The organism is Staphylococcus sp. HMSC062H10 (assembly GCF_001836945.1).
Taxonomy (GTDB): domain Bacteria; phylum Bacillota; class Bacilli; order Staphylococcales; family Staphylococcaceae; genus Staphylococcus; species Staphylococcus aureus.
The window spans coordinates 129,401-145,296 of record NZ_KV831003.1 but is presented as its reverse complement, the minus strand read 5'-3'; the positions used below and the strand labels follow the sequence as shown (position 1 = coordinate 145,296).

Annotated in this window: 12 protein-coding genes and 1 pseudogene; 8 read left to right on the top strand and 5 right to left on the bottom strand. The window is 35.5% G+C overall.

The window, feature by feature from the left end; translation table 11 throughout:
* The 5 genes and pseudogenes from spa to sirA form a co-directional block, all read right to left on the bottom strand.
* Positions 1–673, bottom strand: a pseudogene (gene spa / locus HMPREF2658_RS13650) (staphylococcal protein A); the annotation flags it as partial.
* Between the two features lie 420 nt (positions 674–1,093).
* On the bottom strand, positions 1,094–1,846 hold the full coding sequence (gene sarS, locus HMPREF2658_RS13645; protein WP_000876748.1) for an HTH-type transcriptional regulator SarS: 753 nt from the start codon (positions 1,844–1,846) through the stop codon (positions 1,094–1,096).
* Positions 1,847–2,214: 368 nt separating this feature from the next.
* Complete coding sequence (gene sirC / locus HMPREF2658_RS13640) at positions 2,215–3,213, bottom strand: staphyloferrin B ABC transporter permease subunit SirC (protein WP_000136627.1); 999 nt, start codon at positions 3,211–3,213, stop codon at positions 2,215–2,217.
* Positions 3,210–4,205, bottom strand: coding sequence for a staphyloferrin B ABC transporter permease subunit SirB (gene sirB, locus HMPREF2658_RS13635; protein ID WP_000924996.1), 996 nt, complete (start codon positions 4,203–4,205; stop codon positions 3,210–3,212). Before sirB ends, sirC begins: the two co-directional genes overlap by 4 nt.
* A 15-nt stretch (positions 4,206–4,220) precedes the next feature.
* On the bottom strand, positions 4,221–5,213 hold the full coding sequence (sirA, locus tag HMPREF2658_RS13630) for a staphyloferrin B ABC transporter substrate-binding protein SirA (protein WP_001045124.1): 993 nt from the start codon (positions 5,211–5,213) through the stop codon (positions 4,221–4,223).
* A gap of 230 nt (positions 5,214–5,443) precedes the next feature.
* Between sirA and sbnA the strand changes: the two genes are divergently transcribed.
* Genes sbnA through sbnH form a run of 8 tightly spaced genes read left to right on the top strand, consistent with a single transcriptional unit; the run spans position 5,444 to position 15,893 of the window.
* Positions 5,444–6,424: a 2,3-diaminopropionate biosynthesis protein SbnA gene (sbnA, locus tag HMPREF2658_RS13625; protein ID WP_000570806.1), complete on the top strand. Its 981-nt coding sequence runs from the start codon at positions 5,444–5,446 to the stop codon at positions 6,422–6,424.
* Positions 6,421–7,431: an N-[(2S)-2-amino-2-carboxyethyl]-L-glutamate dehydrogenase SbnB gene (gene sbnB, locus HMPREF2658_RS13620; RefSeq protein WP_001078456.1), complete on the top strand. Its 1,011-nt coding sequence runs from the start codon at positions 6,421–6,423 to the stop codon at positions 7,429–7,431. Before sbnA ends, sbnB begins: the two co-directional genes overlap by 4 nt.
* A 20-nt stretch (positions 7,432–7,451) precedes the next feature.
* Entirely contained in the window at positions 7,452–9,206 is a 1,755-nt protein-coding gene (gene sbnC / locus HMPREF2658_RS13615; protein ID WP_054194496.1) for a staphyloferrin B biosynthesis protein SbnC, read from the top strand.
* Positions 9,199–10,455 carry a staphyloferrin B export MFS transporter gene (gene sbnD, locus HMPREF2658_RS13610; protein WP_000610054.1) on the top strand — a complete coding sequence of 419 codons (1,257 nt, stop codon included), beginning with the start codon at positions 9,199–9,201 and terminating at the stop codon, positions 10,453–10,455. Before sbnC ends, sbnD begins: the two co-directional genes overlap by 8 nt.
* Positions 10,445–12,181, top strand: coding sequence for an L-2,3-diaminopropanoate--citrate ligase SbnE (gene sbnE / locus HMPREF2658_RS13605; protein ID WP_001179898.1), 1,737 nt, complete (start codon positions 10,445–10,447; stop codon positions 12,179–12,181). Before sbnD ends, sbnE begins: the two co-directional genes overlap by 11 nt.
* The gene (gene sbnF / locus HMPREF2658_RS13600) at positions 12,090–13,940 is read left to right on the top strand and encodes a 3-(L-alanin-3-ylcarbamoyl)-2-[(2-aminoethylcarbamoyl)methyl]-2-hydroxypropanoate synthase SbnF (RefSeq protein WP_083320061.1); all 1,851 of its coding nucleotides are present in this window, start codon (positions 12,090–12,092) and stop codon (positions 13,938–13,940) included. The genes sbnE and sbnF overlap by 92 nt, the downstream gene beginning before the upstream one ends.
* Entirely contained in the window at positions 13,915–14,691 is a 777-nt protein-coding gene (gene sbnG, locus HMPREF2658_RS13595) for a staphyloferrin B biosynthesis citrate synthase SbnG (protein ID WP_070854479.1), read from the top strand. The genes sbnF and sbnG overlap by 26 nt, the downstream gene beginning before the upstream one ends.
* The gene (gene sbnH, locus HMPREF2658_RS13590) at positions 14,691–15,893 is read left to right on the top strand and encodes a staphyloferrin B biosynthesis decarboxylase SbnH (RefSeq protein WP_001223695.1); all 1,203 of its coding nucleotides are present in this window, start codon (positions 14,691–14,693) and stop codon (positions 15,891–15,893) included. Before sbnG ends, sbnH begins: the two co-directional genes overlap by 1 nt.
* The last annotated feature ends 3 nt before the right edge of the window (positions 15,894–15,896 follow it).

The following is a 15,896-nucleotide window of genomic DNA, read 5'->3' as shown; positions in this document are numbered from 1 at the left end:
AGAAAGCATTTTGTTGTTCTTTGTTGAATTTGTTGTCAGCTTTTGGTGCTTGTGCATCATTTAGCTTTTTAGCTTCTGCTAAAAGGTTAGCGCTTTGGCTTGGGTCATCTTTTAAGCTTTGGATGAAACCATTGCGTTGTTCTTCGTTCAAGTTAGGCATGTTCAAGATTTCATAGAAAGCATTTTGTTGATCTTTGTTGAAATTGTTGTCAGCTTTCGGTGCTTGAGATTCGTTTAATTTTTTAGCTTCACCTAAAACGTTAGTGCTTTGGCTTGGATCGTCTTTAAGACTTTGAATGAAACCATTGCGTTGCGCTTCGTTTAAGTTAGGCATGTTCAAAATTTCATAGAAGGCGCTTTGTTGATCTTTGTTGAAGTTATTTTGTTGCGCTTCAGCTTTTGGAGCTTGAGAGTCATTAAGTTTTTTAGCTTCACCTAAAACGTTAGCACTTTGGCTTGGATCATCTTTAAGGCTTTGGATAAAACCATTGCGTTGATCAGCATTTAAGTTAGGCATATTCAAGACTTGATAAAAAGCATTTTGTTGAGCTTCATCGTGTTGCGCAGCATTTGCAGCAGGTGTTACGCCACCAGATATAAGTAATGTACCTAAAGTTACAGATGCAATACCTACACCTAGTTTACGAATTGAATAAATATTTTTCTTTTTCAAATTAATACCCCCTGTATGTATTTGTAAAGTCATCATAATATAACGAATTATGTATTGCAATACTAAAATCTATATTTATAATTAAATTTAAAGGTAAGTTTTACAACTTATAAAATAAAAATTTTGTTCAAAGATTTATTCAGGAAGTAAAAGGCTTAAAACCGCAAAATCACGCTATTTCGATTAATAAAAACAGATAAAATATAGAGATATTTTTTATAATGAAAGCGGTTTAATACATATGAGTTAAAAAATATTTTTAAGAATAAAGTGGGGCTTTGAATGTGCTTAGGTTTAATTTCGGAAATGGTTTTAAGAGATATAGAAAATAGAAAGTTGTTCATAATGTGCTGAGGTTTTATTAAAAAATAGAAAACACAAGTGCACTTTAGAATACAGCACACTTGCGTAATAGAGATATTATTCAAAAACAAGATGTAAATGATCTTTATCTGCCAATAATTGATTCACTTGAGCTAATAATTGTTCAGCATGGTCTTGCTGCGCGTCATCCATATGAATTAAAATTTTTCTTTCATCTTCAGTTGAGCGTTCTTTTATTAGATAGCCTTGCTTTTTTAAATTATTGAGAGCTCTAACAGTTTGAGGGTATTTATGGTGGATTGTTTCAATTAAATCTTTAAGAAGAACGATGTTTTTATTTTGAGAAGTGATAATAGCTAGAATTGTGAATTCTACAAAACTTAATGTTAGATGCTTTTTGATAATATTCTTGAAATACATTGTATACATCATCAAGTTTAGAAATTCTTTACTATCTTTTGGTATCATCTGTGATTCACTTTGATCTGCAAGGTTAAATTGTTTAATGATTTGATCAAACAATGTAACACGTTCTGCAATTTTCTCTCGTTGTTCTTCAGATATTGAAATGTAAGTATTACGCTCATCAATTTTACTTCGAACTTTACTAATATATGAATGTTTCACAAGTACTTTTATATGCTGTACTAAATCCGATTGTTTATAACATAAATCTGAAACAATCTTCTTAAATGGAAGTGTGTTTTCTTGCTGATGAAATAAATAAGTCAGTAATATAAATTCTTTTATACTCATATCGACTTCAGGCTTGACTTTTTTCTTAAAACGAAACATATATGCTTCAATGATTATAAAATCTCTAATTTTGTCATGGTTATTATATTTCATTGTTTTATCTCCTTGTATATGCACTTTATTTTAATATAACACAATATAATAAGAAAAATAATCCATAATTTACATTTAAAAATAATATGATATTTTTATTAAAATTTGTGTTTTTGAATAAATGACATTATCAAACACTATATTTAAATAAGAAATAGTTATCGATATTTGAAAAATCGAAGAATATTGATTGATATTATAGAATATGAGTCGGTGTTATTTGTATATAAAGTATTAATATGTAATTGAGAAAGTCGACGCTTGTTAACAATAACGACAACTATATGTATAAAAAAACCTCGCAACGGTTAGTTAGCTTAAACATTTTGCTAACGTTGTTGTGAGGTCATTTTGTTTTGATAATATCGTTATAACTTTTTCACGGTTAATAATAAGTATATGAAGAATGGGGCGCCAAACGCAGCAATAAATACACCTGCTGGCACTTCTTTAGGCAAGAATAAGGTACGCCCAATTAAGTCTGCAATAACAATTGATATGGCACCAATCATTGCTGACATTAGTAACTTTTTAGCATAACTTCCGCGGACGATTGTTTTCGCGATATGTGGTGCGATTAAACCGACAAACCCAATGTTACCTACTAAACTGATTGCCATAGATACGAGTATAGTAGAAGTGATTAATTGGATTAGTTTCATACGTTGTACATGTAAGCCTAAGCCAATCGCTACAGGGTCATCAAGTATAGATATTTTCATTTTTGGTATAACAAGAAATAACAACGGCACAACAGCTAAAATAACCATACCCAAAATGATTGTATCTTTAAACGTAGCACCGTAAAGACTTCCGACTAACCAAGTATAAGCTTTGGCTGCAGATAGTTGCTTTGTTGTAATAAGTAGCCCTTGTACAAGTGCAATAAACAATGTTTGCATCGAAATACCGATGATTATGAGTGTTGTCGGGCGTATTTGTCCTTTCGTTTGAAACACTAATAGTATCATCATTGCAACTGCGCCACCTAATACAGCAAATAGTGGAAGTAAATGTATCGTTAAATGGCTGAAAAATGCAATAAAGACAACAGCACTTAAGCTAGCACCACCTGTGATACCGATAATATCTGGTGAGGCAATTGGATTTTTCAATACATTTTGTAACATTAAACCACTCATCCCTAGTGCAGCACCAGCTAATATCGCAAGTGTAATGCGAGGTAAGCGTAACACTTCTAAAGTGAATTGATCTACACTGTCATTTGGATTTATAAAGTACATCAATACGCGTTGTAATGGTATAAAGCTTGAACCAACCATCATACTTACCACTGAAATGATGGCTAAAAAGATTAACGCGAAGATGAGATGGTAATTGTCTTTTTTATTAATCTTTTCGGTCATAAGCGTTGACGTCCTTTCTTCATAAGATAGATTAAGACAATAGCGCCAATGACAGCGGTAACGACACCGATAGGCAACTCTAGTGGCTTAATTATTATACGAGCAACAATGTCTGAAATGATCATTAGGATTGCTCCAGCTAATGCAGTAAAAGGAATTAAATACTTATAGTTTGGTGGCAATAATCGTTTACTAATATTCGGTATGATAAGACCCACAAAGACGATTGATCCAGCTACTGCTACCGAAATACCGGCTAACATACTGATGAGCATAATAATCATCCATTTGATTAATTTTATGTTTTGACCGAGCCCGGTTGCAATGTCGTCACTTGTCATCAAAATATTGATGTGTGCAGCCATGCTAAACGCAATTAAAATAAGTATCAATACAAGCGGAATAATCCATGGGATATCCCAAATATTACGTAATGAAACGGAACCACTTAACCAGAATAATAGGCCTTGCAAGTCTGTTTCATTCATAATGAGAATGCCTTGAGTAAAAGCTGTAAATAACATCGCAATCGCGGCACCCGCTAAAATGACACGGTGAGGTGAGAATAGGGTTTGTCTAAACATACCTAGTGCAACGACTAAGACTGTAACAACAATAGCCCCCAAAAACGCGATGACAACAATCATTTTAAAAGATTGAATTTGGATAAATGTAATACTAAAGATGACAAAAAATACTGCGCCTGCATTGACACCGAAAAGCCCTGGCGATGCTATTGGGTTTCGTGTAAGTGCTTGCATCAACAAACCTGAGACGGCTAGTGCGGCGCCTGTCAATAGCGCAATGATTGTTCTCGATGCACGTGCGCCAGTGACAACATCATGTAAATCGTTTTCACTATCAAAGTTGAATAACGCCTGTATCACCGTACCTGGTGACACAAGCGTATTTCCAATCATTAAACTTAAGATAGCTACTATTGCAAGACATAAACCAGCAATAACGATTTGGTATTTTGGTTTAAGTAGCATCGTAAAACTCCTTAATTATTTTGATTGTTTTTCAATATTTAACTTTTCATATAAATCGTCAATAAGTTTTAATGATGATTTATATCCGCCAGCTAAGTTCCAAGTGATTTCATCTAAATCATCAGATACTTGGTTGTTTTTAACTGCGTCTAAATTTTTCCACTCTTTACTTGAAGTCCATTCGCTTTCAGTCTTTTTAACTAATGCAGCATCTTTCGCATTTGGATCTGATTTTACTACAAAAATATGATCAGCGTTCATTAATGGAATGCTTTCTTTAGATGTAAGTTGGATAATATCTTTACCATTATCAACTTGTTTTTGTAAGTCTTTATTACGTTTGAATCCTAAATCATTTAAGATTTCACCAGCATATCCACCAGCATAAATTCTTGTATGATCAGCACGGAAGTTAACAACTGAAGCTTTCAATGGCCATGCATCTTTATACTTTGCTTTTGCATCTTTTTGGAATGCAGCTACTTTATCATCGTACTTTTTAAGTAAATCTTCAGCTTCTTTTTCTTTCCCTAAAGCTTTCCCCATTAACTTAGTTGTATCTTTGAATTTGAAAACTGTATCAGTAGAAACTGTTGGTGCGATTTTAGATAATTGATCGTAAACTTTTTCATTTCTAACTTTTGACGCGACAATTAAGTCCGGTTTTAATTTAGAGATTTCCTCTAAGTTAGGTGCAGGTTCTTGACCTACAATCTTAGTATCTTTTAAATCATTTTTTATGTATTCGAATTTCGGTTTTTGTGTCCATGATTCTACAGCACCTACAGGTTTAACACCTAAAGATACAGCGACGTCAGTGGCACCTTGATATAGCGTAACAACACGCTTTGGTTTCCCTTTAATTTCAGTTGTACCCATTGCATGTTTAATTGAAGTTGTTTCCTTATCTTTGCTATCAGATGATTGCTTATTTGAATTCCCACTACATCCTGCTAAAACAAGTAGGAAAGCAAGCGTAACAACAAGCATTTTAATTACTTTATTCATTGACTAATTAGCCTCCTTCGTGATGTATGACAATGAGAATCATTATCACGATTTAGTATGAATTAAAATTTTTCCTAAGTCAATAAAATATTTATGATTTACATGCAACTTATAATTATTTGACATATAAATGCATAAAAAATATAATCCTAATTACTTGATAGTGAGAATCATTATCAATTAGGTAACACACAATATTATAGAATTTTAAATTTGAGGAGGAAGCGCTTTTGATTGAAAAAAGTCAAGCATGTCACGATTCATTGTTAGATTCTGTAGGGCAAACACCTATGGTTCAACTTCATCAACTATTTCCGAAACATGAAGTGTTTGCAAAGTTAGAGTATATGAATCCTGGAGGCAGCATGAAAGATCGACCTGCCAAGTACATCATTGAACATGGTATTAAACATGGTTTAATCACTGAGAATACACATTTAATTGAAAGTACTTCTGGTAATTTAGGCATTGCGTTGGCAATGATAGCTAAAATCAAGGGATTAAAACTCACGTGTGTTGTTGATCCTAAAATATCACCAACAAATTTGAAAATTATTAAAAGTTATGGTGCCAATGTAGAAATGGTTGAAGAACCTGATGCACATGGGGGTTATTTAATGACTCGTATTGCAAAGGTGCAAGAACTGTTAGCCACTATTGACGATGCATATTGGATTAATCAATATGCGAATGAGTTAAATTGGCAATCCCATTATCATGGTGCAGGCACAGAGATTGTTGAAACAATTAAGAAACCTATAGATTATTTTGTCGCGCCAGTCAGCACGACAGGTAGCATTATGGGTATGAGTAGAAAAATAAAAGAAGTGCATCCAAACGCACAAATTGTTGCTGTTGATGCGAAAGGGTCAGTCATTTTTGGTGACAAACCTATTAATAGAGAATTACCTGGTATCGGCGCTAGTCGTGTACCCGAAATATTGAATAGATCAGAAATTAATCAAGTGATCCATGTAGATGATTATCAATCTGCTTTGGGCTGTCGAAAACTGATTGATTATGAAGGCATATTTGCTGGAGGTTCAACAGGTTCGATTATTGCAGCGATTGAGCAGTTGATAACGTCAATTGAAGAAGGTGCAACAATTGTCACGATTTTACCAGATCGAGGCGATCGTTACTTAGATTTAGTTTATTCAGATACATGGTTAGAAAAAATGAAATCAAGACAAGGAGTTAAATCAGAATGAATAGAGAGATGTTGTATTTAAATAGATCAGATATTGAACAAGCGGGAGGTAATCATTCACAAGTTTATGTGGACGCATTAACAGAAGCATTAACAGCGCATGCGCACAATGATTTTGTACAACCGCTTAAGCCGTATTTAAGACAGGATCCTGAAAATGGACACATCGCAGATCGAATTATTGCAATGCCAAGTCATATCGGTGGTGAACACGCAATTTCAGGTATTAAGTGGATAGGTAGTAAGCACGACAATCCATCGAAACGTAATATGGAGCGTGCAAGTGGTGTCATTATTTTGAATGATCCAGAAACGAATTATCCAATTGCAGTTATGGAAGCAAGTTTAATTAGTAGTATGCGTACTGCAGCAGTTTCAGTGATTGCAGCTAAGCATTTGGCTAAAAAAGGATTTAAAGACTTAACAATCATTGGATGCGGGCTAATCGGAGACAAGCAATTACAAAGTATGTTAGAGCAATTCGATCATATTGAACGCGTGTTTGTTTACGATCAATTCTCTGAAGCGTGTGCACGCTTTGTTGATAGATGGCAACAACAGCGTCCGGAAATTAATTTTATTGCGACAGAAAATGCTAAAGAAGCAGTATCAAATGGTGAAGTAGTCATTACATGTACCGTAACGGATCAACCATACATTGAATATGATTGGTTACAAAAGGGTGCATTTATTAGCAACATTTCTATCATGGATGTGCATAAAGAAGTCTTTATTAAAGCTGACAAAGTCGTAGTAGACGACTGGTCACAATGTAATCGAGAAAAGAAAACTATTAACCAATTGGTGTTAGAAGGTAAATTCAGCAAAGAAGCACTTCATGCTGAACTAGGACAACTTGTGACAGGTGACATACCAGGACGTGAAGACGATGATGAAATCATATTACTTAATCCGATGGGTATGGCTATCGAAGATATTTCAAGTGCTTACTTTATTTATCAACAGGCACAACAACAAAATATTGGGACAACATTGAACCTATATTAAGAATGCGAGGTGTCTGAACATTGCAGAATCATACAGCAGTCAATACAGTACAAACGATAATATTAAGGGATTTAGTTGATGCATTATTATTTGAAGATATAGCCGGTATTGTATCGAATAGTGAGATTACTAAAGAAAATGGACAAACCATTTTGATATACAAACGTGAAACACAACAAATAAAGATACCTGTTTATTTTAGTGCTTTAAATATGTTTCGTTATGAAAGTTCACAACCAATTACGATAGAAGGAAGGACGTCTAAGCAACCTTTAACGGCAGCTGAATTTTGGCAAACAATCGTCAAAATGAATCGTGATTTAAGTCATGAATGGGAAGTGGCTCGCGTTGAAGAAGGACTGACTACTGCTGCCACACAGCTTGCTAAACAATTATCAGAATTAGATTTAGCGTCGCATCCTTTTGTAAGGTCCGAACAGTTTGCAAGTTTAAAAGATCGTCCATTTCATCCATTAGCTAAAGAAAAAAGAGGATTAAGAGAAGCGGATTATCAAGTGTATCAAGCTGAATTAAATCAATCATTTCCTTTAATGGTTGCAGCAGTTAAAAAGACACAAATGATTCATGGCGATACTGCAAATATTGATGAATTAGAAAATTTGACAGCACCTATAAAAGAACAAGCGACAGATATGTTACATGATCAAGGGTTATCAATAGATGACTATGTACTATTTCCTGTACATCCTTGGCAATATCAACATATTTTGCCGAACGTCTTTGCGAAAGAGATTAGTGAAAAATTGGTTGTACTATTGCCGTTAAAATTTGGAGATTATCTATCGTCTTCAAGTATGCGTTCATTAATTGATATCGCAGCGCCATATAACCATGTTAAAGTGCCATTTGCAATGCAGTCATTAGGCGCATTAAGGCTAACGCCTACGCGTTACATGAAAAACGGAGAACAAGCCGAACGATTATTACGTCAACTTATAGAAAAAGATGCCATGTTAGCTAAGTATGTCACAGTTTGTGATGAGACAGCTTGGTGGTCATATATGGGTCAAGACAATGATATTTTCAAAGATCAATTAGGCCATTTAACTGTTCAGCTAAGAAAATATCCCGAAGTGCTAGCCAAAAATGATACGCAACAGCTAGTGTCAATGGCAGCACTCGCGGCAAATGATCGCACCTTATATCAAATGATTTGTGGAAAAGATAATATTTCTAAAAATGATGTCATGACGTTATTTGAAGATATCGCACAAGTCTTTTTAAAGGTAACACTATCATTTATGCAATACGGCGCATTACCAGAGTTGCATGGTCAAAATATATTGTTGTCATTTGAAGATGGACGTGTACAAAAATGCGTGTTACGTGATCATGATACTGTCAGAATTTATAAACCATGGCTAACAGCACATCATCTTTCATTGCCGAAGTATGTCGTTAGAGAAGATACACCTAACACGCTAATTAATGAAGATTTGGAAACATTCTTTGCTTATTTCCAAACATTAGCTGTATCGGTAAATCTATATGCCATTATTGATGCAATTCAAGATTTATTTGGTGTAAGTGAGCATGAACTTATGTCGTTGTTAAAACAAATTTTAAAAAATGAAGTGGCAACTATTTCCTGGGTTACAACTGATCAGCTAGCTGTCAGACACATTTTATTTGATAAACAGACGTGGCCATTTAAACAAATTTTATTACCATTGCTATATCAACATGATAGTGGTGGAGGTAGTATGCCTTCAGGTTTAACTACCGTACCAAATCCAATGGTGACATATGATTAATCAGTCTATATGGCGCAGTAACTTTCGCATTTTGTGGCTCAGTCAGTTTATAGCGATTGCTGGACTGACAGTACTTGTGCCATTATTGCCAATTTATATGGCATCACTACAAAATCTATCAGTCGTAGAAATACAGTTGTGGAGTGGTATAGCGATTGCTGCTCCAGCTGTAACGACGATGATAGCTTCGCCGATATGGGGGAAGCTAGGTGATAAGATCAGTCGAAAATGGATGGTGTTAAGAGCGTTACTTGGTTTGGCAGTATGCTTATTTTTAATGGCATTGTGTACTACACCATTACAGTTTGTACTTGTGAGGTTATTGCAGGGACTATTTGGTGGTGTTGTTGATGCGTCAAGTGCGTTTGCGAGTGCAGAGGCGCCAGCTGAAGATCGTGGCAAGGTATTAGGAAGACTGCAAAGTTCAGTCAGCGCAGGGTCTCTTGTAGGACCATTAATTGGCGGTGTTACAGCTTCGATATTAGGTTTTAGTGCGTTACTGATGAGTATTGCCGTTATTACTTTTATTGTCTGTATTTTCGGTGCATTAAAATTGATTGAAACGACACATATGCCAAAATCACAAACACCAAATATTAATAAAGGTATTCGCCGTTCATTTCAATGTCTATTATACACACAACAAACATGTCGATTTATTATCGTTGGCGTTTTAGCAAACTTTGCTATGTATGGCATGCTAACTGCATTATCACCACTTGCTTCATCAGTGAATCATACAGCGATAGATGACCGTAGTGTGATTGGATTTTTACAGTCCGCATTTTGGACGGCTTCGATATTAAGCGCGCCTTTATGGGGTCGCTTTAATGATAAATCATATGTTAAATCAGTATATATATTTGCCACGATTGCATGTGGTTGTAGTGCGATACTGCAAGGTTTAGCGACGAATGTAGAGTTTTTAATGGCTGCAAGAATACTTCAAGGATTAACATATAGTGCATTGATTCAAAGTGTCATGTTTGTCGTCGTGAATGCGTGTCATCAACAACTTAAAGGCACATTTGTTGGTACGACAAATAGTATGTTAGTTATTGGTCAAATTATTGGTAGTCTTAGTGGCGCTGCCATTACAAGTTATACTACACCAGCTACTACGTTTATCGTTATGGGCATAGTATTTGCTGTAAGTAGTTTATTTTTAATTTGTTCAACCATCACTAATCAAATCAACGATCACACATTAATGAAATTATGGGAGTTGAAACAAAAAAGTGCAAAATAAAGAATTAATACAACATGCAGCGTATGCGGCTATCGAACGTATTTTAAATGAATATTTTAGAGAAGAAAATTTATATCAAGTACCACCTCAAAATCATCAATGGTCTATACAATTATCTGAGCTCGAAACGTTAACAGGTCAATTCGCTTATTGGTCTGCGATGGGGCATCATATGTATCATCCAGAAGTATGGCTTATTGATGGTAAAAGTAAGAAATTAACAACATATAAAGAAGCCATTGCACGTATTTTGCAACATATGGCTCAAAGTGCAGATAATCAAACGGCAGTGCAACAACATATGGCGCAAATTATGTCTGACATCGATAATAGCATTCATCGCACGGCGCGTTATTTGCAAAGTAACACAATAGACTACGCAGAGGATCGCTATATCGTTTCAGAACAATCTTTATACTTAGGTCATCCGTTTCATCCGACGCCTAAGAGTGCAAGTGGGTTTTCAGAAGCGGATTTAGAGAAATATGCACCCGAATGTCATACATCATTCCAATTGCATTATTTAGCTGTGCATCAAGATGTTCTGCTCACGCGCTATGTAGAAGGTAAAGAAGATCAGGTTGAGAAAGTGTTGTATCAATTAGCAGATATAGACATATCAGAGATACCTAAAGATTTTATTTTATTACCAATACATCCTTATCAAATCAATGTGTTGCGACAGCATCCACAGTATATGCAATATAGTGAACAAGGTTTGATAAAAGACCTTGGCGTTTCCGGTGATTCAGTGTACCCGACGTCTTCGGTTAGAACTGTATTTTCAAAAGCATTAAACATTTATTTAAAATTGCCGATACACGTTAAAATCACTAATTTTATACGTACGAATGACCTTGAACAGATTGAACGGACAATTGATGCCGCGCAAGTTATCGTATCAGTCAAAGATGAGGTTGAAACACCCCATTTTAAATTGATGTTTGAAGAAGGATATCGTGCATTGTTACCGAATCCATTAGGGCAAACAGTTGAACCTGAAATGGATTTATTAACAAATAGTGCCATGATTGTTCGTGAAGGGATACCGAATTACCATGCTGATAAAGATATTCATGTATTGGCGTCATTATTTGAAACGATGCCTGATTCACCGATGTCTAAGTTATCACAAGTGATTGAGCAAAGTGGTTTAGCACCAGAAGCATGGCTTGAATGTTATTTGGATCGTACATTATTGCCGATATTAAAGCTGTTTAGCAACACAGGCATTAGTCTAGAAGCACATGTACAAAATACATTAATTGAATTTAAAGATGGCATACCCGACGTATGCTTTGTCAGAGATCTTGAAGGCATTTGTCTATCTAGAACGATTGCTACTGAAAAACAACTTGTGCCAAATGTTGTTGCAGCATCAAGCCCTGTTGTATATGCACATGATGAAGCATGGCATCGTCTTAAATATTATGTTGTAGTAAATCACTTAGGACATTTAGTGTCAACTATTGGTAAAGCGACTAGAAATGAAGTTGTGTTATGGCAACTTGTAGCGCATCGTCTTATGACTTGGAAAAAAGAATACGCGAATAACGCAGTATTTGTTGACTGTGTAGAAGATTTATATCAAACGCCGACCATTGCGGCTAAAGCGAATTTGATGAGTAAATTGAATGATTGTGGTGCAAACCCTATTTATACACATATACCAAATCCAATTTGTCATAACAAGGAGGTATCGTATTGTGAATCAAACAATTCTTAATCGTGTAAAGACTAGAGTGATGCACCAACTGGTATCATCGCTTATTTATGAGAATATCGTTGTGTATAAAGCGTCATATCAAGACGGTGTCGGTCATTTTACAATAGAAGGACATGATTCAGAGTATCGTTTTACTGCTGAAAAGACACAAAGCTTTGATCGTATACGTATCACATCACCAATTGAGCGTGTCGTAGGAGATGAGGCAGATACAACAACAGACTATACACAATTATTGAGAGAGGTTGTATTTACATTTCCTAAAAATGATGAAAAGCTAGAACAATTTATTGTCGAGTTATTACAGACAGAACTAAAAGATACACAAAGTATGCAGTATCGAGAATCAAACCCACCAGCAACACCTGAGACATTTAACGACTATGAATTTTATGCGATGGAAGGTCATCAGTATCATCCAAGTTACAAATCACGTTTAGGATTTACGTTGAGTGATAATTTGAAATTTGGTCCTGACTTTGTACCAAACGTTAAACTGCAGTGGTTAGCTATCGACAAAGATAAAGTAGAAACGACGGTATCAAGAAATGTTGTAGTTAAAGAAATGTTACGTCAACAAGTTGGCGATAAGACTTATGAACATTTTGTACAGCAAATTGAAGCGTCTGGCAAACATGTAAATGATGTTGAGATAATACCTGTACACCCATGGCAGTTTGAACATGTCATCCAAGTTGATTTGGCTGAAGAAAGGCTTAATGGCACAGTAATATGGTTAGGGGAAAGTGATGAGCTATATCACCCTCAACAATCGATTCGTACGATGTCGCCAATAGACACGACAAAATATTATTTAAAGGTACCAATAAGTATAACGAATACTTCAACGAAACGAGTGTTGGCGCCTCATACAATTGAAAATGCAGCGCAAATTACGGATTGGTTAAAGCAGATACAGCAACAAGATACGTATTTAAAAGATGAATTAAAGACAGCTTTTCTAGGGGAAGTCTTAGGACAGTCTTATTTAAATACACAACTTTCGCCTTATAAACAAACTCAAGTTTATGGTGCGTTAGGTGTTATATGGCGTAAAAATATATATCATATGTTAATCGATGAAGAGGATGCGATACCATTTAATGCACTTTATGCGAGTGATAAGGATGGTGTACCATTCATTGAAAATTGGATTAAACAATATGGTTCTGAAGCTTGGACAAAGCAATTTTTAGCTGTAGCGATTCGTCCAATGATTCATATGCTTTATTATCACGGTATTGCCTTTGAATCGCATGCACAAAATATGATGCTCATTCATGAAAATGGTTGGCCTACACGTATTGCCTTAAAAGATTTCCATGATGGTGTTCGTTTTAAGCGTGAGCATTTAAGTGAAGCTGCTTCACACCTGACATTAAAGCCAATGCCAGAAGCACATAAAAAAGTGAATAGTAATTCATTTATTGAAACAGATGATGAACGTTTAGTACGTGACTTTTTACATGATGCATTTTTCTTTATTAATATCGCCGAAATCATCTTATTTATTGAAAAGCAATATGGTATCGATGAGAAGCTGCAATGGAAATGGGTTAAAGGCATCATCGAGGCGTATCAAGAAGCATTTCCAGAGTTGAATAACTATCAACATTTTGATTTGTTTGAACCTACGATTCAAGTTGAAAAGTTAACGACACGTCGATTATTAAGTGACTCCGAGTTAAGAATTCATCATGTTACAAATCCATTAGGTGTAGGAGGTATTACTGATGCAACAATTATCTCTGAAACATAGATTAAACAATGGTGATTCAGTTTATGGCATTTTTAATTCTATACCGGACCCATTGATGATAGAGGTTATCGCAGCAAGCGGGTATGACTTTGTTGTGATTGATACAGAACACGTGGCGATTAATGATGAGACACTAGCGCATTTAATTCGTGCAGCTGAAGCAGCGCATATTATACCCATTGTACGTGTCACTGCAGTGATAGATAGAGATATCATTAAAGTGTTAGATATGGGTGCGAGAGGTATTATTGTGCCACATGTTAAAGATCGTGAGACCGTTGAACATATTGTGAAATTAAGTCGTTATTACCCGCAAGGATTAAGAAGTTTGAATGGTGGTCGCATGGCAAGATTTGGACGTACACCATTACTTGATGCAATGGAGATGGCTAATGAACATATTATGGTGATTGCCATGATAGAAGATGTTGAAGGGGTTATGGCCATTGATGATATAGCACAAGTCGAAGGTTTAGACATGATAGTCGAAGGTGCCGCAGATTTATCCCAGTCACTTGGCATACCATGGCAAACGCGTGATGATCAAGTAACATCACATGTTCAACATATTTTTGAAGTTGTGAATGCTCATGGTAAACATTTTTGTGCATTACCACGTGAAGATGAAGATATTGCAAAATGGCAGGCGCAAGGTGTAAAAACATTTATTTTAGGTGATGATCGCGGAAAAATATATCGCAATTTAAGTGCATCTCTAGCGACGTCTAAACAGAAAGGGGATGAAGGCTAATGCGTATAGTTCAACCTGTTATTGAACAATTAAAAGCACAATCTCATCCAGTTTGTCATTATATCTATGATTTAGATGAGCTGAAAAGTCACTTGCAACATATTACATCGTCATTGCCTAGTAATTGTCAGATGTACTATGCAATGAAAGCAAATAGTGAACGAACAATCCTAGATACAATTAGTCAGTATGTTGAAGGATTCGAAGTTGCATCTCAAGGTGAAATAGCAAAAGGTCTTGCTTTTAAACCAGCAAATCATATTATTTTTGGTGGCCCTGGTAAGACAGACGAGGAACTAAGATATGCAGTAAGTGAAGGTGTTCAGCGTATTCATGTTGAAAGTATGCATGAATTACAACGGCTAAATGCCATCTTAGAAGATGAAGATAAGACACAACACATTTTATTGCGTGTTAATTTAGCAGGACCATTTCCCAATGCAACGTTGCATATGGCAGGACGCCCAACACAATTTGGTATTTCTGAAGACGAAGTTGATGATGTCATTGAAGCTGCGCTAGCAATGTCAAATATTCATCTAGATGGATTTCATTTTCATTCTATTTCTAACAATTTAGACTCGAATTTACATGTCGATGTAGTGAAACTTTATTTTAAAAAAGCAAAGGCATGGTCTGAAAAACATCAATTTCCTCTCAAACATATCAATCTTGGTGGTGGCATAGGCGTTAACTATGCAGATTTAACTAGCCAATTTGAGTGGGATAATTTTGTAGAAAATTTTAAAACACTTATCGTTGAGCAAGAAATGGGAGATGTGACATTGAACTTTGAATGTGGGCGCTTTATTGTGGCACATATTGGTTACTATGTGACAGAAGTGCTAGATATCAAGAAAGTACATGGTGCTTGGTATGCCATTTTAAGAGGAGGTACGCAACAATTTAGACTGCCGGTATCTTGGCAGCATAACCATCCTTTTGAAATTTATCGCTATAAGGACAATCCATATTCATTTGAAAAAGTTTCAATTTCGAGACAGGACACAACATTAGTCGGACAGTTATGTACACCGAAAGATGTCTTTGCTAGAGAAGTACAGATAGATGCAATCAGTACAGGCGACGTTATTGTTTTCAAATATGCAGGTGCATACGGATGGTCTATTTCACATCACGATTTCTTAAGCCATCCACATCCTGAATTTATTTATTTAACGCAAACAAAGGAGGATGAATAACTA